We start from the raw sequence: 18,464 nt of genomic DNA on the forward strand, positions 1-18,464 counted from the left end.
ACACACACATGACCCAGCAAGCCTTCATCTGCGACGCCGTTCGCACCCCCTTCGGCCGCTACGGCGGATCGCTCTCCAGCGTGCGCACCGACGACCTCGGCGCCGTGCCGCTCAAGGCGCTGATGGAACGCAACGCCAATGTCGACTGGCAGGCCGTGACCGACGTGCTCTACGGCTGCGCCAACCAGGCCGGCGAAGACAACCGCAACGTCGCGCGCATGGCGGCGCTGCTCGCGGGCCTGCCGATCGAAGTGCCCGGCGCCACCATCAACCGCCTGTGCGGTTCGGGCCTCGATGCCTTGGGCAGCGCCGCGCGCGCCATCCGCGCGGGCGAAGCCGGCCTCATGATCGCCGGCGGCGTCGAAAGCATGAGCCGCGCGCCCTTCGTCATGCCCAAGTCCGAGAGCGCGTTCAGCCGCAACAACGCGGTGTACGACACCACCATCGGCTGGCGCTTCGTCAACAAGCTCATGAAGGCGCAGTACGGCGTCGACTCGATGCCCGAGACGGCAGAGAACGTGGCGACCGACTACAAGATCGAGCGCGAGGCGCAAGACCGCATGGCGCTCGCCTCGCAATTGCGCGCCGTGGCGTCGCAGAAGTCCGGCTTCTTCGACGCCGAGATCGTGCCCGTGACCGTGCCGCAGAAGAAGGGCGATCCGCTCATCGTCAGCAAGGACGAGCATCCGCGCGAGACCAGCCTCGAGTCGCTCGCCAAGCTCAAGGGCGTGGTGCGCCCCGACGGCACCGTGACCGCGGGCAACGCCAGCGGCGTGAACGACGGCGCCTGCGCCCTGTTGCTGGCCGACGAAGCCAGCGCCGCGAAGCATGGCCTCACGCCGCGCGCCCGTGTGGTCGGCATGGCCACGGCGGGCGTCGCGCCGCGCGTGATGGGCATCGGCCCCGCGCCCGCCACGCAGAAGGTGCTGGCGCTCACCGGCCTCACGCTCGACCAGATCGACGTGATCGAACTCAACGAAGCCTTCGCCGCGCAGGGCCTCGCGGTGCTGCGCCTGCTCGGCCTCGCCGACGACGATGCGCGCGTGAACATCAACGGCGGCGCCATCGCGCTCGGCCATCCGCTCGGCGCCAGCGGCGCACGCCTGGCCACCACCGCGGTGAACCAGCTGCACAAGGGCGGCGGCCGCTATGCGCTGTGCACGATGTGCATCGGCGTGGGGCAGGGCATCGCCGTGATCCTGGAACGGGTCTGAACGCTACGGCGCGGTGAAGATCGCCGCAAAGGCCAGGGCCAGGCCGCGCTCAGCGGCCTGCGCCGCCACCTGCACGCGCGCCGACGCGACGGCCGTGTTGCCCGCTGCATCGGTCGCAAGCACCTCGATCGTCTGCAGTCCGGCATTGCCCGGGGTCCAGTGGCAGACGTAGGGCGCGGCAGTGAAGGTGCACAGCGGTAGGCTGCTGCCGGCCAGCAGCACCTTCACGCCCGTCACGCCGGCGTCGTCCGACACGATGGGCGTCACCACCGTGGCCTGACCGACCACCGCGGCCGCGGGCGCGGCGACCGAAACGCTCGGCCGGTGGCTGTCGGGTGTGCCGAGCGCCAGGTCGATCGTGAACCCGTCGCGGCCCTGCACCGCCTTCTGCTCGAAGGCATCGAAGATGGTGAACCATGTGGCGCCGGCCACGCGGCCTTCGGCTTGCGCCTTGACCAGCAGCGTCGTCTTGCCGACCGCGAAGCAGCTGTGCCCGCAGCCCCAGTCGAAGACGAAGCGGCCGCTGGCGTCGGTGCGGCCCTCGGCCACCTGCACCAGCGGCTTGTGCCGGCCCGGATCGCGCCAGACGGCGACGCGCGCGCCGGGCAGCACGGCCCCGGTCCGGCGATCGGTAACCGCCACCTGCGTGTGCGCCGTGCCGGCCATGTAGGTCGAGCTGGCCCAGCGCGGCCACTGCCGCCAGTCGGTGTTGATCATCGCCCTGGTGCCCGCGGTGAAGCGGGTCATCGCGAGCGTGGCGGTGCGGTTGGCCTGCGGGCGGAAGCGCTCCTCGAACACGCTGCCGAGCAGCGGATCGTGCCGCCAGTGCTGGCGCGGCCACCAGTACGCATCGCGCGGGTTCGAGAGTGCGAGGTCGGTTTTCGGCGCGACGCCCGTGGTGTCGGTCACATGGCTCGCGTTGTAGTACTCGCCCGAGCCCGCGCCGAAGACATGCTCCAGCTCGTGCAGCAGCGTCTTGAGCTGGCGGCCGAGGTAGTCCTTCTCGACCGACTCGGGCGCTGCGGGCACGATATCGCGCGACAAGGCATCCGGGTCGTGGATGGCGGTCCAGTTGAGGTTCCAGATCACGCCCTTCTGCGGATAGGTCCAGCTCATCGCGAGCCCGCCGTGGCTGTAGCCGCGCTGCGAGGCCGATACGCACACGACGATCTCCCGGTCGACGAGGTCGTTGAAGGTGCAGGGCGGCGCGGCCTTGGGCGCGACCAGCCGGAGGTCCTGCGCCGGGTCGAAGACGAAGCTGCGCACCGTTTCGCGCGCGAACACGCTGTTGATGTCGGCCACGTACCGGGCGAGCCGCCGCCCCGCCTCTTCCGCGCCGATGGCCGAGGCATGCACCGGGTCGACGTAGAACTTGAGCCGGTGCACGCTCTGCGGCGCCTTGCCGACCTCGTCGAGCGCTGCCGAGGCCATCGACGGCGGCAGCAGGAACATGGCCCAAGCGACGGCTGCACCCGCCCGGCGCAGGTGCGCCACTGCACCGACGGCTTCGACGGAGCGATCCGCGAAGCGACTCCCCAACCTGAACAACATGCACGAACCCCCGCCGGCAGGACGTGAACGCGTCGGCCTGCCGGCAGTCCGGTCGACGCTCCTTGTCTATCCGGGGTGGGTGGGGCGCGAGTTACCTGGCAGATGCCCGAAAGTGTGAACTTTTCTACACATTAACGAGCCAATGGTGGTTTCGGACTCGTTTACGAGCCGGCGAGCGACAACCGCCGCAGCAGGTCGGCCTGGCGCGATTCCTCGGCGTCGCGCAGGCTTTTGGCTGCGCGGGCGGCCACGTAGCTCACGTACATCGTTTCGATGGCGCGGGCCCAATCGTGCACCGCGAGCGAGGGCGTGGCCAGGCCCGGCGCAGCGGCAGTGGCGTCGTCGACCGGACGAGCCGGCACGTCGAAACCGGCCTTGCCGAGGATGGTGGCTTTCTGGAGAACGGTAAGCATGCGGCGGGCCTCTCTGAACCTCTGTGAACCAGGGCGCTTCAGCTTAGCCAGCGCGCAAGAGGCGTGCCATCGGCCGCATGACCGGTGCGCGTGTCAGTCAATGGCTTTCGTTGCGCGCTGTGGCGACGATGGGTAGTCCTTAAGGCCTAGGAAAAAACGGCCCTGCGTTCTGCCAAACCAGCGTGGCCGCAGCCAGATCCTCGAGCGCGCTCCCCACCGCCTTGAAGACCGTGCGCTCCTCGCGGCCTGCGCGGCCGGTGCTTTCGCCCCGGCAGAGTGCGGTCAGCGTGCCCTGCACTGCGTCGGCGCGCAGCGTGCCGGCGGCGATCGCGTCGAGCAGTTCGCCGGCCTTCTGCAGTGCCTCGGGGGTGTCGACGAAGACCCGGGCACCCTCGAAGCAGCGCGTGTCGGCCTCGCGCATGGCGGGCGTGAAGCTGCCGATCAGGTCGAGGTGCGAGCCCGGCGCGAGCCACTCGCCGCGCACCAGCGGCGCGGTTGCGAGCGTGGCGCAGCTCACGATGTCGGCCTCGCGCACGGCGGCTTCGAGGTCGGAGGCGGCGCTGGCGTCAAAGCCTTCGGCGCGCCATTGCGCGGCCAGCGCCCTGGCGCTTTCGGGGCGATGATTCCACACATGCACGCTGCCGAGGGGGCGCACGCTCGCATGCGCGGCCGGCAGCAGCCGCGCAATGCGACCGGTGCCGAGCACCAGCAGGCGGCGCGCGTCCTGGCGCGCGAGGAACGAAGCCCCGAGCGCCGAGGCGGCCGCGGTGCGGCGTGCGGTGATCTCGTTGCCGTCCATCAGCGCGAGCGGCACGCCGGTGCGTGCGTCGTACAGCACGTAAGTCGCATGCAGGCCCGGCAGGCCGCGCGCACCATTGCCCGGAAAGATGTTGATCGTCTTGATGCCCAGGAAGCCCGCGTCGCTCCACGCCGGCATGATGAGCACCGTGCCCTGGTCGGCGCCGGCGGTCTCGATGGCGTGCACATGGCGCGGCGGCACCTGGGCATCGGCTGCAAAGGCCGCGCGCAATGCGGGCACCAGCTGCTCGAAGCCGAGCGGGGCGCGGGTGGCGGCTTCGTCGAAATGTTGCATGGTCAGGGTTGCCGTGGCGGTAGCGAAGCGTTGAAGAACTCGACCAGCGCGCGCTGGTACGTGGTGCCGAAGCGCGCGGCCGCCATGGGTTCGAGGTGGCCGGCACCCGCGACCTCGATCAGCCGCTTCGGTTCGCGCGCCGCCGCCAGCAGGCGCTGCGAATGCGAATGCGGGATCACCGCGTCCGCCGTGCCGTGGATGAGCAGCAGCGGAATGGGCGACACCGCTGCCACGTGGCGTGAGGCGGCGTAGGTGTCGCCTACCAGCAGGCCGGCGCCCGGCAGCTTCTCGCTGGCGATCGACGAATACGAGAAGAAGGTCGATTCGATGGCCGCGGCCTTCACGCCGGCCCGGTTGCCCGCGCCCACCACGGCGATCGCGTTGGTGCCGCCGAGGCTTTGGCCGAACACCAGGAGCCGCTCGGGATCGACGTCCACGCGCGAGCGCACATGGTCGAGCGCGGCATTCGAATCTTCGAAGACGCCCTTCGGCTCCGGCTTGCCCTCGGACTCGCCGTAGCCGCGGTAGTCGAACACGAACACGTTGAAGTCCTGCTTCGGCAGCCAGGCCACGAAGCGCCAGTGCGACGACATGTTCTGCGCATTGCCATGGAAATGCACGACGGTGCCGCTGGCCTGCCGCGGGTCCGCGCGCCCGCTGGCGGGAATGAACCAGCCCGCGAGTGCCGTGCTGTCGGCGCTGTGGAAACGCACCGGCAGGTACTGCAGGCCGAGCGCCTCGGGCGTCTCGTAGCGCACCCGGTCGGGGTAATAGAACATCGACTGGACGCAGCCGCCGAGAAAGGCGGGCAGGACGAGCATCGAGGCCAGCTTGTGCCAGTTCATCGCGCGGAGGATAGCGCAGGCATCGCTCACGCCATCCTGCTACGCTCGGGCGGTCCGCCCCGAATGCCGCGCGGGCATTTTTCTGCGCCGCGCCCCCCATGGTCTTTCCCCTCATCACCGATCCGCATTTTTATGCGGTCGCCATTCCCGCCGTGCTGCTGCTCGGCGTCAGCAAGAGCGGCTTCGGCGCGGGCTTCGGCTCGCTCGCGGTGCCGTTGATGGCGCTGGCCGTCACGGTGCCGCAGGCCGCGGCCATCCTGATGCCCTTGCTGCTGCTGATGGACCTGCTGGGCCTGGCCGCATTCCGCAACGACTTCGACCGTGCGCTGCTCAAGTTCCTGATCCCGTTCGGGCTTGTCGGCACGGTGGTGGGGACGCTGCTGTTCCGTGTGTTGTCGCCGCACACGGTGGCGGGCATCGTGGGCATGTTCACGCTGCTGTTCCTGGCGCAGCGGCTGGTGTTTCCGCCCAAGCCCGACGATCCGCTGCCCTCGCGCGCGGTGGGTGCGGTGTTGACCGCGGTGTCGGGCTTCACCAGCTTCATCGCGCATGCGGGCGGGCCGCCGATCAATGCCTACGTGATCCCGCTGCGGCTCAAGCCCGTGGTGTTCACCGCGACGATGGCGTACTTCTTCTTCGTGGTGAACCTCAGCAAGTGGATTCCCTACGCGTGGCTCGGCCTGATCGACCTGCGCACGCTGGCCACCTCGGTCGTGCTGATGCCGCTCGCGCCCCTCGGCGTCTGGGTCGGCATCCGCATCGCGCGGCGCATCGACGCCACGTGGTTCTACCGCTTCGTGTACCTGGGCATGCTGCTGACGGGCCTGAAGCTCGTCTACGACGGCTTTCTGGCCTGAACAGCAGGCCCGGCGCAGCGCTCGCTCAGAACTCCACGATGGGCTTGAAGCCGCCGAAGATCATCCGCTTGCCGTCGAACGGCAGGGTCTTCGGGTCCATCGCGGCGAGGCGCGGGTCGGCCATCACCTTGGCATTGACCGCGTCGCGGTGCTTGCGCGACTTGTAGACGATCCACGAGAAGGCGACCGTCTCGTCGGCCTTCTGCTTCACGCTTTGCGGGAAGGACGTGTACTTGCCGGGCTTCACGTCGTCGGCAATGCATTCCACGTATTCGAGCGCGCCGTATTCCATCCAGATCTTGCCGGCCTTGCGCGCGAGCTTGCGGTAGGCCTCGATGTTGTTGGAGGGAACGGGAACGACGAAACCATCGATATAGCGAGCCATTGAAAGTCTCCTAGGGTTGAGGGGAAAAGAACGATTTGTTGTCGCTATCCTGCGATGCAGCCGGCGACGCAGTGCGCAGCAGCAACCCGCCGAGCAGCCCCGCCACGGCCGCGAACACCGCGCCGATCAGGAAGGCCAGGTTGTAGCCGCCGGTGAGCGCGAGCGGAAGCTGCGCGCCGGCCGCGGTCATGGCGCCGGTGCGTGCCGCCGCCGCGCTCGCGAGCACGGCCAGGCCCAGGGCGCCGCCCATCATGAAGGCGGTATTCACCACGCCCGAGGCCAGCCCCGATTCGGTAGGGCCCACCTCGCTCATCGCGGCGAGCAGCAGTGGGTTCAGCGCCATGCCCGCGCCGAGGCCGAGCAGCAGCATGCCCGGCAGCACATGCAGCATGAAGCTGCCGTTCACCGGCGCCCAGGCGAACAGCGCCAGGCCGACGGCCGCGAGGCCGAGCCCAATGGCAAGCGGCCCACGGATGCCGAAGCGCATCACCAGCCGGGCCGACACGCCGAGCGAGAACAGCGCCATGAGCAGGTTGGCCGGCAGGAAGGCCAGCCCGATCTGCATCGGCGTGTAGTTGAGCACCAGCTGCATGTAGAGCGCCGAGATGAAGAACCACGCGAACATCGCGGCCGCCCACAGCACGCCCACCACGTTCGACACCGACACGCTGCGCAGCCGGAACAGGCCGAGCGGCATCAGCGGATGCTGCACCCGTGCCTCGATGGCGATGAAAAGCACCATCAGCACCACGGCCGCGCCGAGCAGGCCGAGCGTTTGCGCCGACTGCCAGCCGGCCTCGTTGCCGTTGACGATGGCGTACACCGCGAGCATCAGCGACAGCGTTACCGCCACCGCGCCGGCCACGTCGAGCTTCTCGCCGTGGGCATGGCCGCGCGCCTTCGGCAGCAGCGCCACGCACAGCGCATACACCGCCACGCCGATCGGCAGGTTGACCAGGAAGATCCAGTGCCAGCTCAGCGTGCTCGTGAGCAGGCCCCCGAGCAGCACGCCGAGGCTGCCGCCGCCCGCGCACACGAAGCCGTACACGCCCATGGCCTTGGCGCGGTCGGCCGGCTCGGTGAAGAGGTTCATGATCAGCGAGAGCGCCACCGCCGACACCACTGCGCCGCCCAGGCCCTGCACCGCACGCGCCGCGATCAGCAGGCCCTGCGAATTGGCGATGCCGCAGGCCAGCGAGGCGAGCGTGAACAGCACGAGGCCGGCGAGGAACATGCGGCGGTGGCCGTAAAGGTCACCGAGCCGTCCGCCCAGCAGCAGGAAGCCGCCGAAGGTCAGCATGTAGGCATTCACCACCCAGACCAGCGAGGTTTCCGTGAAGCCGAGGTCGGTGCGGATCGACGGCAGCGCCACGTTCACGATCGTGGTGTCGAGCACGATCATCAGCACGCCGAGGCACAGCACCATCAGGGCCAGCCAGCGCTTGCGGTTGTTGTTGTCGGGTGAGTCGGTCATGGGTGTTCCTGCAAGAAAGACAAGATCAGACGAGGGGCTTGCCGCCGTTGATGAGCCACGGCGTGCCGAAGCGATCGGTGACCATGCCGAAGCCTTCGACCCAGAAGGTCTTCTCGAAGGGCATGCCGACCTGGCCGCCTTCGGCGAAGGTGTTGAACACGCGCTTCGCTTCGGCCAGCGAGTCGATGGTGAGCGCGACACCGAAGCCCTTCATGCCTTCGTACGGCTGGCCCGGCATGCTGTCGGAGGCCATGAGCATGCCGTCGCCGTAGGCCAGCGAGGCATGCATGATGCGGCCGCGAGCCTCGGGCGGGAAGTGCTCGGCGTCGGGCGTTTCGCCGACGGTCATCATCATCTGGAGCGTGCCGCCGAGCGTCTTTGCATAGAAGCGCATGGCTTCGGCCGCCTGGCCGTCGAAGGTGAGATAGGCGTGGATGGGAGACATGGTGTTTCCTTCGGATTACGCGGCAGCGACAACCATCAGCCAGCCCACGCCGAAGCGGTCGGCGAGCATGCCGAAGTTCGACGTGAAGAAGGTCGGCGTCAGCGGCTGCATCACCTGGCCCCCGGCGGCCAGCGCATCGAACCACTTGCGTGCGTCGGCGTCGGTGGCGGCGGTGATCGCCAGCATGATGCCCTTGAACTCCGCCTGCCCCGAGCACTGCCCGTCGGACAGCATCAGCTCGGTTTCGCCGACGCGCAGCACCGAATGCATCACCTTGTCGGCTGCGGGCGTGCCGCCCGCGCAGCCCTGTTCGGCTTCGGACGCAGGCATCTCGGGTGCCTCGCTGTAGCGCATCAACTGGACCACTTCGGCGCCGAGCGCCTGCTTGTAGAAAGCGATCGCTTCGTCGCAACGGCCTTCGAACGAGAGATAGGACTGGACTTTCATGGCGATTCCTTTGGAGGGATGAACGGGCGCGCAAGACACTGCGCGAATACGGAATACCTAGTTTGTGTACACCGTCCACAAAGAATAGCAGACATAATGGACACTGTCCACATGGAGATCTTCCGATGAGTCCGCGCGTTGTCCCGCCCGCCCCGAAGCCGCCTGCCGCCCGCAGCACCTACCGGCATGGCGACCTGCGCCGGGCGCTGCTCGACGCGGGCATCGAGCTGGCACGCGACGGCGGCCCCGAGGCGGTGGCGTTGCGCGAAGTGACGCGGCGCGCCGGCGTGGTGCCCAACGCGGCCTACCGCCACTTCGCGAGCCGGCGCGAACTGCTGCTGGCGGTGCGTGCCGCCGCGCTCTCGGCCGCGGCGGTGGCGATGGAAAAGGAACTGGCGGTGCTGCCCTGCGAGCAGCCGCCCGCCGACTTCGCGCGCGCACGCGTGCGCGCCATCGGCACGGCCTACCTGAGCTTCGCGCAGGCCGAGCCGGGGCTGTTCCGCACCGCGTTCGTGGTGTCGTCCGAAGATGCGCAGGGCGACGTCGGACCGGGGAGCGCGGGCGAGAGCGGGCTCGACCCGTTCCAGCTGCTGGGCGGCGCGATCGACAAGCTCGTGGAGGCGGGAGCGCTCGATCCCGCGCGCCGCCTGAATGCCGAGTACCTGGCCTGGTCGGCGGTGCACGGGCTCGCGCTGCTGATCATCGACGGCCCGCTCAAGGCCATGGATGCGGCCGGCATCCATGCGCTCGGCCAGCAGCTCATCGACATGGTGGAGCGCGGCCTCTGACGCGGCGCGGCGCGCGGCCTAGAGATAGATCTTCTGCAGCAGCCGGATCAGCGTTTCGCGCTCGCGCGCGGTGAGCCGGGCGCTCGCATCGGCCTCGAGCTGCACCACCGTCTGCTCGGCTTCCCGGATCAGCTTCTCGCCTGCTTCTGTGAGGTGCAGGCCCACCGCGCGGCCGTCGTGCGGATGCGGGCGGCGCTCGATCAACCCGCGGCTGTCGAGCGTGGACACCAGGCTCACGAGGTTGGGCGGCAGGATGTCGAGCGTGTTGCAGAGCTGGCGCGAGGTGGCGCCCGGGTTGTGCGCCAGCAGCGACAGCACCGAGAAATCGATCTGCTTGAGGCCGTAGGGCGCCATGCGTTCGGCGAACACGTCGCTCACGATGAGCCAGGCACGCCGCGCGTTGTAGCCGACGAAGTCTTCTAGCACGCGGGCATCGAGCCGGTCGTGCTTGCCGGCGGCCGCGGGTTCGGCCTTGGGCGTGCTTTTCTTGGAGGGTCGAGGCATAGGCCCGGAGCGTAACGCGTCGGCCTACCGCGCCGACGGCATTTGCGTCTTCGGCGTCGTGACCAGCAGCACGATCGTTGCATGCAGCTCGGCCGTAGCCTGGGCGGGCGTGATCTCGTTCGAGACCGCGGCGTACGACAGGGCCTCCGCCGCGCCGAGCATTGCGCGCACGCGCAGCGGCGCCAGTTGCCCGCCGGGCGCGAACGGCGCCAGCACCCTGCGGCACTTGGCGTGGAACGCGTCGGAACATTCGCGACGGATGAGTTCGAGTTCGGGCGCACCGGCCAACGCACCGACGATGCCCGGCAGTTCGCGGCCCTGCGCAAGCACGCAGTCCACGTAGGTCGAGGCGATGACGTTCGCCATCGCGGGCAGCGTCGGGGCGCTCGCTGCGATGGCGGCGTCGATGATGAGTGTCTGGCGCGCCTCGAAGTCGAGGTACAGCGCCGAGATCAGGCCGTTGCGGCTGCCGAAATGGTCGTAGACGACGGGCTTGGCCACCTGCGCCTGCTCGGCCAGCCGGCCAAGGGTCAGGGCGTCCATGCCTTCATGGCGCACCAGCGCCCAGGCCGCGCCGATGAGCTGGCGGTAGCGGTCGCTGCGCGCGAGGCGCTTGCGAGGAGGAGCTTCGGTCAATGTCGGGGTGTTCGGTGTGGTTATGTACGAATGGTACATTGCAGGCATTAACCTACCAAACGTATATAGCGAAGGAGTCTCCTCATGCATGCGCTCATCGTCGTTGCCCATCCCAAGCCCAGCTCCGCCACCCATGCCATCGCGGCACGCGTCGCCGAAGGCGTGCGCCGCGCCGGGCATTCGGCCGAGATCGCCGACCTGGCGGCCGAAGGCTTCGATCCACGCTTCACCGAACACGACGTCGCGGTGCATCGGGAGCGACGCGCGCCCGCCGCCGACGTGCTTTCGGAGCAGGCGCGCATCGACCGTGCCGATGCGCTGGTGCTGGTCTATCCGGTGTACTGGTGGTCGTTTCCAGCGTTGCTCAAGGGCTGGATCGACCGCGTGTTTTCCAACGGCTGGGCCTACGACGAGGCGCCCGGCACACCGTTGACCCGAAAGCTCAGCGGGCTGCCGGTGTACCTGGCCGCGGTCGGCGGCGCGGATTGGCGCACCTATGCGCGGCATGGCTACTTCGGCGCCATGCGGACCCAGATCGACCACGGCATCTTCGACTACTGCGGCGCGCAGGTGCCGCGCACCGAACTGCTGCTCGAGCCAGCCGATGGCGACTGGCGCGAGAACTTCGAGTTGGCCGACGCGCTCGGTGGCAAGGTGGCGTCTAGTCCGATTCGGCGAACGCCTTCAGCTTCGCCAGCGCCGCTTCCCACTGCCGTCCAATGACTTCGAGCGTGCGGCGTGCCTCCTCGAGCTGCGTGGGATCGAACTGCCAGAGCCGTTCGCGGCCGATCTTCAGGTCGGTCACGAGCCCCGCATCGCCGAGCACCTGAAGGTGCTTGGTCACGGCCTGCCGGCTGATGTCGGTGCTGGCCGTGAGCTGCGCGATCGAGAAGGCGCCGCCCGCGCACAGCACGGCCACCAGCCGCAGGCGCGTGGCATCGCCGAGCGCGAAGAACACGTTCGCGAGCCGCTCGGGCGGCGCGGCGATGGCGGGCGGCTCAGCCTTGTTCGGCATGGCGGCGCACGTTGTCGAGCTGCTCTTTCCAGCCGCCCGTGTTCATGCGGAAGGCCTCGAGGCGGCGGTGCGGCGGCACCTTGTCGAAACCCGACTCCACCGTCTTGACCAGGGTGGCGTTGCCCGGCGCGTCGTGCAGCGTCCAGGTGACGAGCGTGGGTTCTTCCTGGCTGTAGTCGACCTCGGGATCGACGGCATAGGGGTGCCAGCGCCAGGAAAGCAGGTCCTGCGGCTCGACGCGCTCGACGCGAACATCGAACATCACATGCGTGAAGCCCTCGATCGTGATCGGCCCGCGCGTCACCTCCCCGGGCGTGAAGCGCTGTCCTTGCAGGTCGGCGCCGAACCAGCGGCCGAAGGTCTCGGCGTCGGACAACAGGTTCCACACTTTCGTGCGCGGCGCCTGGATGACGATGCTGCGCTCGATGAGGTCGGTGGGTTCGGTGGGGGCGTCGATGGGCATGGCGGTCTCCTGAAGAAGGGTGGACATCAATGGGCAACAAAATGGTTGCCTGTTGATTGTTCAACGCTTTTCGGAGATATGCAACTTATTAGTTGCTCTTCGTTCAAGGCTGCGCGAGAGTCTTCGCAGCCGCATGCGACAGCGCCATCCCCTCGCAGGCGCGCTTGACGATCCCGTGGCGCATCTCGAACTCCGGCAGCACCCAGCGCCGGAAGGCCGCAGCGGGCGCGGTGCGTGCGGCGCGTTCCGTTGGCGTGGCCTCGGCGGCGTCGATGCGCGCCCAGGCCCAGGCCAGCAGCGCGAGCATCACGAGGCGCAGGTAGTCGTCGGCCACCTCGTGCGGCAGCGCGGGGTCGGCATGTGCGGCCATCGCGATCGTGGTGCCCAGGTAGCGCAGCTGCGCCAGGCGCCGCTGCACGTCGGCATCGACCTCGCGTGCGGCGTCGAGCGTGTCGCGCAGCTCGAGCAGCAGCGCCGACATCGCGGCGCCGCCGTCGGGCAGCACCTTGCGCACCAGCAGGTCGATGGCCTGGATCTCGTTGGTGCCCTCGTAGATCATGGTCACGCGCGCGTCGCGCACGATCTGCTCGATGCCCCATTCGCGCACGTAGCCGTGGCCGCCGAACACCTGCAGACAATCGCTCGCGCCATGGAAGGCCTGGTGCGTGCAGGCCGCCTTGAGCACCGGCGTGACGAGCGAGCACCAGCGCTGCGCGCGCTCGCGCGCCTTGGGATCGGCGTCGTGCGCGGCCACGTCGAGCATCAGCGCGCTGCGGTAGGCGAGGGTGCGCGCACCCTCGACCCAGGCGCGCTGCGTGTCGAGGATGCGCCGGATCGCGGGATGCTCGGCGATCAGGTCGGCGGCCTCGCTGCCGCGGCTGGCGGGCGCGGGGCCGGGCGCGCGCATCTGGCGGCGCTCAGCGGCATACGCGCTGGCCTTCTGCCACGCGGCGTCGAGCAGGCCGATGCCTTGCAGCGCCACATGCAGCCGCGCCGCATTCATCATCACGAACATCGCGGCCAGGCCGCGGCCCGGTTCGCCGACCAGCCAACCCGTGGCCTCGTCGAAGCGCATCACGCAGGTGGGGCTCGCGTGCAGGCCCATCTTTTCTTCGATGCGTTCGCAGTGCACCGCATTGCGCGCGCCGTCAGGCAGGTGCTTCGGCACCAGCGCGAGCGAAAGCCCCTTGGGCCCGGCGGGTGCGTCGGGCAGGCGGCACAGCACGAGGTGCACGATGTTCGGCGTGAGGTCGTGCTCGCCGCCGGAGATGAAGATCTTGCTGCCGGCGACGCGCAAACTGCCGTCGGCCTGCGGCACGGCACGTGTGCGCACCTGGCCCAGGTCGCTGCCCGCATGGGCTTCGGTGAGGCACATGGTCGCCAGCCATTCGCCGCTCGCGAGCTTTGGCAGGTAGCGCGCTTTCAGCGCATCGCTGCCGTGGTGCTTGAGGCAGGCATAGGCACCATGCAGCAGGCCGGGCGCCATCGTGAGCCCGTGGTTGGCCGCGGTCATCCATTCGTAGACGATGGCCTCGAGCACCGTCGGCAGGCCCTGGCCCCCGTCTTCGGGCGCGACCGCGAGCGCGGGCCAGCCGCCGTCGACGAAGGCGCGGTAGGCCTCGCGAAAGCCGGGCGGCGTCGTGACCTCGCCATCGGCGAAGCGGCAGCCGATCTCGTCGCCGCCGCGGTTGAGCGGCGCGATCACCTCGCCGACGAAGCGCGCCGCCTCCCCGAGCACCTGTTGACAGAGCGCATCATCCACTTCGGCGAACGGCGCGAGCGCGCGCAGCTGCGACGGTGCATCGAGCACCGCGTTCAGGAGGAAGCGCTGGTCTTCAGGGCGGGGGGTGTAGCTCATTGATGGTGGAAGAACTATCAGGACTCGGCGGTGAAGCCGATCTTCTTGACCAGCGGACCCCATCGGTCGAATTCGGACTGGAGCGATTTGCGCATGTCCTCGGGCGAGGAGCCGCTGGCCACCAGGCCGACCGCGAGCAGCCCGTCGGCGACGGCCTTGTCTTTGAGTGCGGCCTGGATCGCGCTGCTCGCGGCAGCAATGGTGGCGGCCGGCGTCTTGGCTGGCGCGAAGAAGCCGAACCATTCGTCGGCCACGATCTCGGGAAAGCCCTGTTCGGTGAAGGTGGGCACGTCGGGCAGGTAGGCCGGGCGCTGCGTGCCCGAGTTGGCGAGCACGCGCAGCTTGCCGGCCTTGGCAAAGGGCAGGCAGTCGCCGACCGGCGTCATGCTCGAGGCGATCTGGCCGCCGACCACGTCGTTGACGGCGGGCAGCGACCCGCGGTACGGCACGTGCCGCAGGTCGGTGCCGGTGTGGATGCCCAGCAGCGCGCCCAGGAAGTGCGGCGTCGAGCCCGCGCCCGGCGAGCCGTAGCTGGCCTGGTCCGGGTTGGCCTTGGCCCAGGCGATGTAGTCCTTGAGCGTCTTGACGCTGGCCGGCACCATCGGGCCGACCGCGAGCCCGTGCGTCATGACGGCGCCGATAGAGATCGGCGCAAAGTCGGCCATGGTGTAGCCGAGCTTGCGGTAGATGTGCGGATAGGTCGAGATCGCCGAGGCCTGCGCGAGCGCCAGCACCGAGCCGTCGGCCACCGAGGCCTTGAGCGTGTCGAGCGCGATGCGCCCGCCCGCGCCCGGCTTGTTCTCGACCACCGCGCTGTTCTTCGAGAACGCGGTGTCGCCGAGCTTCTCGGCCACGCGGCGGGCCACGCTGTCGCCAGCGCTGCCGGCCGGGAAGCCGTAGTAGATCTTGGCCTGCTGCACGATCTGCGCGAACGCGGTCAGCGGCTGCAGCGCGCCGAGCGCGGCGGCGCCGCCGAGCAGGTTCACGAATTGGCGTCGGTTGGTCATGGTGCTGTGTCTCCTGGATGTTCTTGGAATGGGATCAGCGCGGCGCCATGCGCAGGGCGCCGTCGAGGCGGATCACCTCGCCGTTCAGATGGCCGTTGGTGACGATGTGGCAGGCCAGCTCGGCGAACTCCGACGGCTTGCCGAGACGCGGCGGGAACGGGATCGACGCCGCGAGCGACTGCTGCACCGGCTCGGGCAGCTCCATCAGCAGCGGCGTGGCGAACAGGCCCGGCGCGACGGTGCACACGCGGATCGCGTGCTGCGCGAGATCGCGCGCCATCGGCAGCGTCATGCCGACGAGCCCGCCCTTCGATGCGCTGTAGGCCTGCTGGCCGACCTGGCCGTCGAAGGCTGCGACCGACGCGGTGAAGAGCATCACGCCCTTTTCCGAGTTGTCGAGTGCCTCGAGCTTCGCGCAGCGCGCCGCGAACAGCCGCGCCATGTTGTAGCTGCCGATCAGGTTGATGTTGACCACGCGCACGAAGTCTTCGAGCGGCGCGGGGTTGCCGTCCTTGCCGACGATGCGCTTGGCACTGCCGATGCCGGCCACGTTCATCAGGATGCGTGCGCTGCCGTGCGCGGCTTCGGCCTTGTCGAGCGCCGCGGTCACGCTGTCGGTATCAGTGATGTCGCACGCGCAGGCGATGCCGCCGATGTCGGCCGCGACCTTCTCGGCGAGTTCGGCGTTGCGGTCGAGCACCGCGACCTTGGCGCCGAGCCTTGCGAGCTCGCGCGCGGTGGCCTCGCCGAGGCCCGATGCGCCGCCCGTCACGAGTGCGGCCTGTCCTTGGATCTTCATGGGATGTCTCCTGGAATGTCTAGCGGGGCATGAGGGTGAAGGGCAGCGTGCCCGCGTGCATCGCATCGGCCAGCGCGGCGCGGTGCTTGAGCACGGCGCGCTGGTTGATGGAGCCCTTGTCGGTCACCTCGCCCTTGTCGATCGACGGCGGCTCGGCCACGAGGTGCAGCCTGGCGATGCGGTTGGCGCTGCCGGTGGCGCTTGCGGCGAGCGTGTCGACCAGCTGCTGGAAGTGCGCCTGTACCGGCGCGCTTTCGAGCACCTGCTGCATCGGCGCGTCGGACGCGAGCCCGGCGAGCTGGCGCACCTTCTGCGTCGGGAAGATCAGCGCGCCGACTTCCTTCAGGTTGATGCCGGTCAGCACCGCGTCCTGCACGTAGGGCGCGCCGGCCGCGATGATCTTCGCGCGCAGCGGCCCGACGCTCACGAAAGTGCCGGTGGCGAGCTTGAAGTCTTCGGCGATGCGGCCGTCGAAGCGTAGGCCGCGGTGGATGTTCGATTCGTCGATCCACGTCACCGCGTCGCCGGTCGAGAAGAAGCCTTCCTCGTCGAAGGCCTCGGCCGTGGCCTCGGGCGCGCGCCAATAGCCCGGCGTGATGTTGGGGCCGCGGTAGCGCACCTCGGTCTTGCCGTCGACCTCGACCAGCTTGAGCTCGATGCCCGGCGCCGGCAGGCCGATGTCGCCCGACTTCACGTCGGGACCGGTGACGTAGAGCGCGAACGGGCCCGATTCGGTCATGCCGAGGCCGGTGCCCATGACGATGCGCTCGCCGACCTCGGCCTCCTGCGTGCGGTGCAGGCTGTCCCAAATGGGCTGCGCCAGCGCGGCGCCCGAGTAGAAGAACATGCGCACCCGCGAGAGCAGGTTGCGGCGCAGCACCGCATCGGTCTCCATCGCATTCGCGATGGCCTCGAAGCCGGTCGGCACGTTGAAGTAGATGGTGGGCGCGATCTCGCGCAGGTTGCGCAGCGTCTCGGCCATGCCGGTGGGCGTGGGCTTGCCCTCGTCGATGTAGAGCGTGCCGCCGTTGTCGAGCACGATGCCGACGTTGTGGTTGCCGCCGAAGGTGTGGTTCCACGGCAGCCAGTCGACCAGCACCGGCGGCTCCTCGCCCAGCGCGGGGATCGAGTGGCGCAGCTGCTGCTGGTTGGCGCACCACATGCGGTGCGTGTTGATCACCGCCTTGGGCATCTTGGTCGAGCCCGAGGTGAAGAGGAACTTGGTGATGGTGTCCGGCCCGGTGGCCTGCTGCGCGGCATCGATCGCGGGCGTGGGCCGCGTGGCGAGCAGCTCGGCCAGCGGCGTGGTGGCGCGACCTTCGAGCCGGCCTTCGCCGAGCACCACTTCGGTGTCGTGCGGCACCGCGGCCTCGATGGCGCGGCCATAGCGCGCGGCATCGGCGGCGAACACCAGGCCCGGCGTGAGCGTCGCCAGCACGTGGCGCAGCTTCTCGAAGTCCTGGCTCACGAGCGAATAGGGCGGCGAGACCGGGCAGTACGGGACGCCCACGTAGAGGCAGCCGAGCGCGAGCATCGCGTGGTCGATGCTGTTCTCACTGAGGATCGCGAGCGGGTGCTCGGGGCCGAGGCCGCGATCGAGCAGCGCCTGGCCGATGCTGCGTGCGCGCGACAGCGCCTCTGCATAGCTCACGCGCAGCCATTCGCCGGTGCTGCCGTCGGGCAGGCGCTCGCGGGCCGCGATGAAGGTGTGATCGGGCGCGGCCTCGGCCCAGTGCACGAGCCGATCGGTCATGCGGTCGCGGTACGCGCCGAGCGGCGTCTCGGCCTGCAGGTACTGCGTGCCGGGCGGGCCGGCGCGCAGCACGGCGCGCGTCACGCCGAAGGTCAGCGGGCGGTAGCGAATCGGCGTCATGATTTGCTCACCTTGGCGCCACGGCCTTCGAGGAAGTCGCGCACGCGGGCCTTGGCCTCGGGTGCGGCCTGCGCGATGCCCGCCATCAGGGCCTCGGTGAAGAAGCCATGGTCGGCCGACTGCTCGGCGATGCGCGGCAGCGCATGCATCAGCGCGTAGTTGGTCAGCGGCGCGTTGGTGGCCACGCGCTTGGCGATCTCGAACGCCTTGTCGAAGGCCGTGCCCTCGTCGACCAGGTACTGCGCGAAGTTGGCGCGCTCGCCGTCTTCGGCGTTGTAGACCCGGCCGGTCATCATCATGTCGGTCATGCGCGCCACGCCGATCAGCTTGGGAATGCGCACCGAGCCGCCGCCGCCCACGAAGATACCGCGCGAGCCCTCGGGCAGCGCATAGAAGGTGGAGCGGTCGGCCACGCGGATGTGGCAGGCGCTCGCCAGTTCGAGGCCGCCACCGACCACCGCGCCGTGCAGCGCCGCAACCACCGGCACCGGGCCGTGCTGGACCAGATCGAGCGCGCTGTGCCACATGCGCGAGTGCTGCATGCCCTGGCCCGCATCGCGCTCCTTCAGCTCGCTGAGGTCGAGACCGGCGCAGAAGTGCGGGCCTTCGCCGTCGAGCACTGCCGCGCGCACGCTCGAGGGCAGGTTCTCGAAGGCATCGCGCAGCGCGAGGATCAGCCCGTCCGAAAGGGCATTGCGTTTGGCGCCGCGCGCGAGGCGGATGATGGCGACGTCGTCGCGGATGTCGAGGTGAAGGTCGGGATGGGTCATGTTGCGTTCGTCCGTGAGTTCGATTAT

The 18,464-nt window shown here is 69.2% G+C and carries 21 protein-coding genes; 4 read left to right on the plus strand and 17 right to left on the minus strand.

The annotated features are described in order from the left end of the window. Nucleotides 1–8 precede the first annotated feature (8 nt). Nucleotides 9–1,214 (plus strand): 3-oxoadipyl-CoA thiolase, encoded by a 1,206-nt coding sequence (gene pcaF / locus AC3A6R_RS18450; RefSeq protein WP_487865163.1) that lies wholly within the window; start codon nucleotides 9–11, stop codon nucleotides 1,212–1,214. A gap of 3 nt (nucleotides 1,215–1,217) precedes the next feature. Here pcaF and AC3A6R_RS18455 read toward each other — a convergent pair whose 3' ends face one another. The 4 genes from AC3A6R_RS18455 to AC3A6R_RS18470 form a co-directional block, all read right to left on the minus strand. Then, nucleotides 1,218–2,765, minus strand: a complete 1,548-nt coding sequence (locus AC3A6R_RS18455; RefSeq protein ID WP_487865164.1) for an Ig-like domain-containing protein — start codon at nucleotides 2,763–2,765, stop codon at nucleotides 1,218–1,220. 161 nt (nucleotides 2,766–2,926) lie between these two features. After that, nucleotides 2,927–3,178, minus strand: a complete 252-nt coding sequence (locus AC3A6R_RS18460; RefSeq protein WP_487865165.1) for a hypothetical protein — start codon at nucleotides 3,176–3,178, stop codon at nucleotides 2,927–2,929. A gap of 139 nt (nucleotides 3,179–3,317) precedes the next feature. Next, complete coding sequence (gene lhpI, locus AC3A6R_RS18465; RefSeq protein WP_487865166.1) at nucleotides 3,318–4,271, minus strand: bifunctional Delta(1)-pyrroline-2-carboxylate/Delta(1)-piperideine-2-carboxylate reductase; 954 nt, start codon at nucleotides 4,269–4,271, stop codon at nucleotides 3,318–3,320. A gap of 2 nt (nucleotides 4,272–4,273) precedes the next feature. Next, nucleotides 4,274–5,116, minus strand: a complete 843-nt coding sequence (locus AC3A6R_RS18470) for an alpha/beta hydrolase (protein ID WP_487865167.1) — start codon at nucleotides 5,114–5,116, stop codon at nucleotides 4,274–4,276. A gap of 98 nt (nucleotides 5,117–5,214) precedes the next feature. Here AC3A6R_RS18470 and AC3A6R_RS18475 point away from each other — a divergent pair, with 98 nt between their 5' ends. Beyond that, the gene (locus AC3A6R_RS18475; protein WP_487865168.1) at nucleotides 5,215–5,973 is read left to right on the plus strand and encodes a sulfite exporter TauE/SafE family protein; all 759 of its coding nucleotides are present in this window, start codon (nucleotides 5,215–5,217) and stop codon (nucleotides 5,971–5,973) included. 25 nt (nucleotides 5,974–5,998) lie between these two features. On the opposite strand, the gene AC3A6R_RS18480 is transcribed toward AC3A6R_RS18475, so the two are convergent. The 4 genes from AC3A6R_RS18480 to AC3A6R_RS18495 are packed head-to-tail and all read right to left on the minus strand — an operon-like array spanning nucleotide 5,999 to nucleotide 8,724. Further along, nucleotides 5,999–6,358, minus strand: coding sequence for a DUF1428 domain-containing protein (locus AC3A6R_RS18480; RefSeq protein ID WP_487862786.1), 360 nt, complete (start codon nucleotides 6,356–6,358; stop codon nucleotides 5,999–6,001). A gap of 10 nt (nucleotides 6,359–6,368) precedes the next feature. Further along, nucleotides 6,369–7,832, minus strand: a complete 1,464-nt coding sequence (locus AC3A6R_RS18485; RefSeq protein ID WP_487865169.1) for a DHA2 family efflux MFS transporter permease subunit — start codon at nucleotides 7,830–7,832, stop codon at nucleotides 6,369–6,371. Nucleotides 7,833–7,857: 25 nt separating this feature from the next. Further along, on the minus strand, nucleotides 7,858–8,277 hold the full coding sequence (locus tag AC3A6R_RS18490; RefSeq protein WP_487865170.1) for a VOC family protein: 420 nt from the start codon (nucleotides 8,275–8,277) through the stop codon (nucleotides 7,858–7,860). A gap of 15 nt (nucleotides 8,278–8,292) precedes the next feature. Next, complete coding sequence (locus AC3A6R_RS18495) at nucleotides 8,293–8,724, minus strand: VOC family protein (protein ID WP_487865171.1); 432 nt, start codon at nucleotides 8,722–8,724, stop codon at nucleotides 8,293–8,295. Between the two features lie 125 nt (nucleotides 8,725–8,849). Between AC3A6R_RS18495 and AC3A6R_RS18500 the strand changes: the two genes are divergently transcribed. After that, nucleotides 8,850–9,512, plus strand: coding sequence for a TetR/AcrR family transcriptional regulator (locus tag AC3A6R_RS18500; protein WP_487865172.1), 663 nt, complete (start codon nucleotides 8,850–8,852; stop codon nucleotides 9,510–9,512). A gap of 18 nt (nucleotides 9,513–9,530) precedes the next feature. On the opposite strand, the gene AC3A6R_RS18505 is transcribed toward AC3A6R_RS18500, so the two are convergent. Both AC3A6R_RS18505 and AC3A6R_RS18510 read right to left on the minus strand, forming a co-directional pair. After that, a complete protein-coding gene (locus tag AC3A6R_RS18505) occupies nucleotides 9,531–10,016 on the minus strand; it encodes a MarR family winged helix-turn-helix transcriptional regulator (protein ID WP_487862791.1) in 486 nt (161 codons plus the stop codon). A 24-nt stretch (nucleotides 10,017–10,040) separates the two neighbouring features. After that, nucleotides 10,041–10,652, minus strand: coding sequence for a TetR/AcrR family transcriptional regulator (locus tag AC3A6R_RS18510; RefSeq protein ID WP_487862792.1), 612 nt, complete (start codon nucleotides 10,650–10,652; stop codon nucleotides 10,041–10,043). Between the two features lie 84 nt (nucleotides 10,653–10,736). Between AC3A6R_RS18510 and AC3A6R_RS18515 the strand changes: the two genes are divergently transcribed. Continuing rightward, the gene (locus tag AC3A6R_RS18515) at nucleotides 10,737–11,375 is read left to right on the plus strand and encodes an NAD(P)H-dependent oxidoreductase (RefSeq protein WP_487865173.1); all 639 of its coding nucleotides are present in this window, start codon (nucleotides 10,737–10,739) and stop codon (nucleotides 11,373–11,375) included. On the opposite strand, the gene AC3A6R_RS18520 is transcribed toward AC3A6R_RS18515, so the two are convergent. The 7 genes from AC3A6R_RS18520 to AC3A6R_RS18550 form a co-directional block, all read right to left on the minus strand. Continuing rightward, nucleotides 11,314–11,667, minus strand: a complete 354-nt coding sequence (locus AC3A6R_RS18520; protein ID WP_487865174.1) for an ArsR/SmtB family transcription factor — start codon at nucleotides 11,665–11,667, stop codon at nucleotides 11,314–11,316. The two genes, AC3A6R_RS18515 and AC3A6R_RS18520, sit on opposite strands and share 62 nt — an antisense overlap. Next, the gene (locus tag AC3A6R_RS18525) at nucleotides 11,651–12,130 is read right to left on the minus strand and encodes an SRPBCC family protein (RefSeq protein ID WP_487865175.1); all 480 of its coding nucleotides are present in this window, start codon (nucleotides 12,128–12,130) and stop codon (nucleotides 11,651–11,653) included. The genes AC3A6R_RS18520 and AC3A6R_RS18525 overlap by 17 nt, the downstream gene beginning before the upstream one ends. A 103-nt stretch (nucleotides 12,131–12,233) precedes the next feature. Further along, complete coding sequence (locus AC3A6R_RS18530; RefSeq protein WP_487865176.1) at nucleotides 12,234–13,988, minus strand: acyl-CoA dehydrogenase family protein; 1,755 nt, start codon at nucleotides 13,986–13,988, stop codon at nucleotides 12,234–12,236. A gap of 17 nt (nucleotides 13,989–14,005) precedes the next feature. Next, the gene (locus AC3A6R_RS18535; RefSeq protein ID WP_487865177.1) at nucleotides 14,006–14,995 is read right to left on the minus strand and encodes a Bug family tripartite tricarboxylate transporter substrate binding protein; all 990 of its coding nucleotides are present in this window, start codon (nucleotides 14,993–14,995) and stop codon (nucleotides 14,006–14,008) included. Nucleotides 14,996–15,029: 34 nt separating this feature from the next. Next, entirely contained in the window at nucleotides 15,030–15,794 is a 765-nt protein-coding gene (locus AC3A6R_RS18540; RefSeq protein ID WP_487865178.1) for an SDR family NAD(P)-dependent oxidoreductase, read from the minus strand. Nucleotides 15,795–15,813: 19 nt separating this feature from the next. Beyond that, complete coding sequence (locus AC3A6R_RS18545) at nucleotides 15,814–17,667, minus strand: feruloyl-CoA synthase (protein ID WP_487865179.1); 1,854 nt, start codon at nucleotides 17,665–17,667, stop codon at nucleotides 15,814–15,816. Next, on the minus strand, nucleotides 17,664–18,437 hold the full coding sequence (locus tag AC3A6R_RS18550; RefSeq protein ID WP_487865180.1) for a crotonase/enoyl-CoA hydratase family protein: 774 nt from the start codon (nucleotides 18,435–18,437) through the stop codon (nucleotides 17,664–17,666). The genes AC3A6R_RS18545 and AC3A6R_RS18550 overlap by 4 nt, the downstream gene beginning before the upstream one ends. Nucleotides 18,438–18,464: the final 27 nt, after the last annotated feature.

The organism is Variovorax sp. Soil_C_19 (assembly GCF_057657255.1).

Coding starts and splice junctions, on each gene's coding strand:
- AC3A6R_RS18495 (WP_487865171.1), bottom strand. CDS start 8,724: ATGAAAGTCCAGTCCTATCTCTCGTTCGAAGGCCGTTGCGACGAAGCG.
- AC3A6R_RS18530 (WP_487865176.1), bottom strand. CDS start 13,988: ATGAGCTACACCCCCCGCCCTGAAGACCAGCGCTTCCTCCTGAACGCG.
- lhpI (WP_487865166.1), bottom strand. CDS start 4,271: ATGCAACATTTCGACGAAGCCGCCACCCGCGCCCCGCTCGGCTTCGAG.
- AC3A6R_RS18540 (WP_487865178.1), bottom strand. CDS start 15,794: ATGAAGATCCAAGGACAGGCCGCACTCGTGACGGGCGGCGCATCGGGC.
- AC3A6R_RS18545 (WP_487865179.1), bottom strand. CDS start 17,667: ATGACGCCGATTCGCTACCGCCCGCTGACCTTCGGCGTGACGCGCGCC.
- AC3A6R_RS18490 (WP_487865170.1), bottom strand. CDS start 8,277: ATGTCTCCCATCCACGCCTATCTCACCTTCGACGGCCAGGCGGCCGAA.
- AC3A6R_RS18525 (WP_487865175.1), bottom strand. CDS start 12,130: ATGCCCATCGACGCCCCCACCGAACCCACCGACCTCATCGAGCGCAGC.
- pcaF (WP_487865163.1), top strand. CDS start 9: ATGACCCAGCAAGCCTTCATCTGCGACGCCGTTCGCACCCCCTTCGGC.
- AC3A6R_RS18485 (WP_487865169.1), bottom strand. CDS start 7,832: ATGACCGACTCACCCGACAACAACAACCGCAAGCGCTGGCTGGCCCTG.
- AC3A6R_RS18535 (WP_487865177.1), bottom strand. CDS start 14,995: ATGACCAACCGACGCCAATTCGTGAACCTGCTCGGCGGCGCCGCCGCG.
- AC3A6R_RS18500 (WP_487865172.1), top strand. CDS start 8,850: ATGAGTCCGCGCGTTGTCCCGCCCGCCCCGAAGCCGCCTGCCGCCCGC.
- AC3A6R_RS18455 (WP_487865164.1), bottom strand. CDS start 2,765: ATGTTGTTCAGGTTGGGGAGTCGCTTCGCGGATCGCTCCGTCGAAGCC.
- AC3A6R_RS18475 (WP_487865168.1), top strand. CDS start 5,215: ATGGTCTTTCCCCTCATCACCGATCCGCATTTTTATGCGGTCGCCATT.
- AC3A6R_RS18520 (WP_487865174.1), bottom strand. CDS start 11,667: ATGCCGAACAAGGCTGAGCCGCCCGCCATCGCCGCGCCGCCCGAGCGG.
- AC3A6R_RS18470 (WP_487865167.1), bottom strand. CDS start 5,116: ATGAACTGGCACAAGCTGGCCTCGATGCTCGTCCTGCCCGCCTTTCTC.
- AC3A6R_RS18550 (WP_487865180.1), bottom strand. CDS start 18,437: ATGACCCATCCCGACCTTCACCTCGACATCCGCGACGACGTCGCCATC.
- AC3A6R_RS18515 (WP_487865173.1), top strand. CDS start 10,737: ATGCATGCGCTCATCGTCGTTGCCCATCCCAAGCCCAGCTCCGCCACC.
- AC3A6R_RS18505 (WP_487862791.1), bottom strand. CDS start 10,016: ATGCCTCGACCCTCCAAGAAAAGCACGCCCAAGGCCGAACCCGCGGCC.
- AC3A6R_RS18460 (WP_487865165.1), bottom strand. CDS start 3,178: ATGCTTACCGTTCTCCAGAAAGCCACCATCCTCGGCAAGGCCGGTTTC.
- AC3A6R_RS18480 (WP_487862786.1), bottom strand. CDS start 6,358: ATGGCTCGCTATATCGATGGTTTCGTCGTTCCCGTTCCCTCCAACAAC.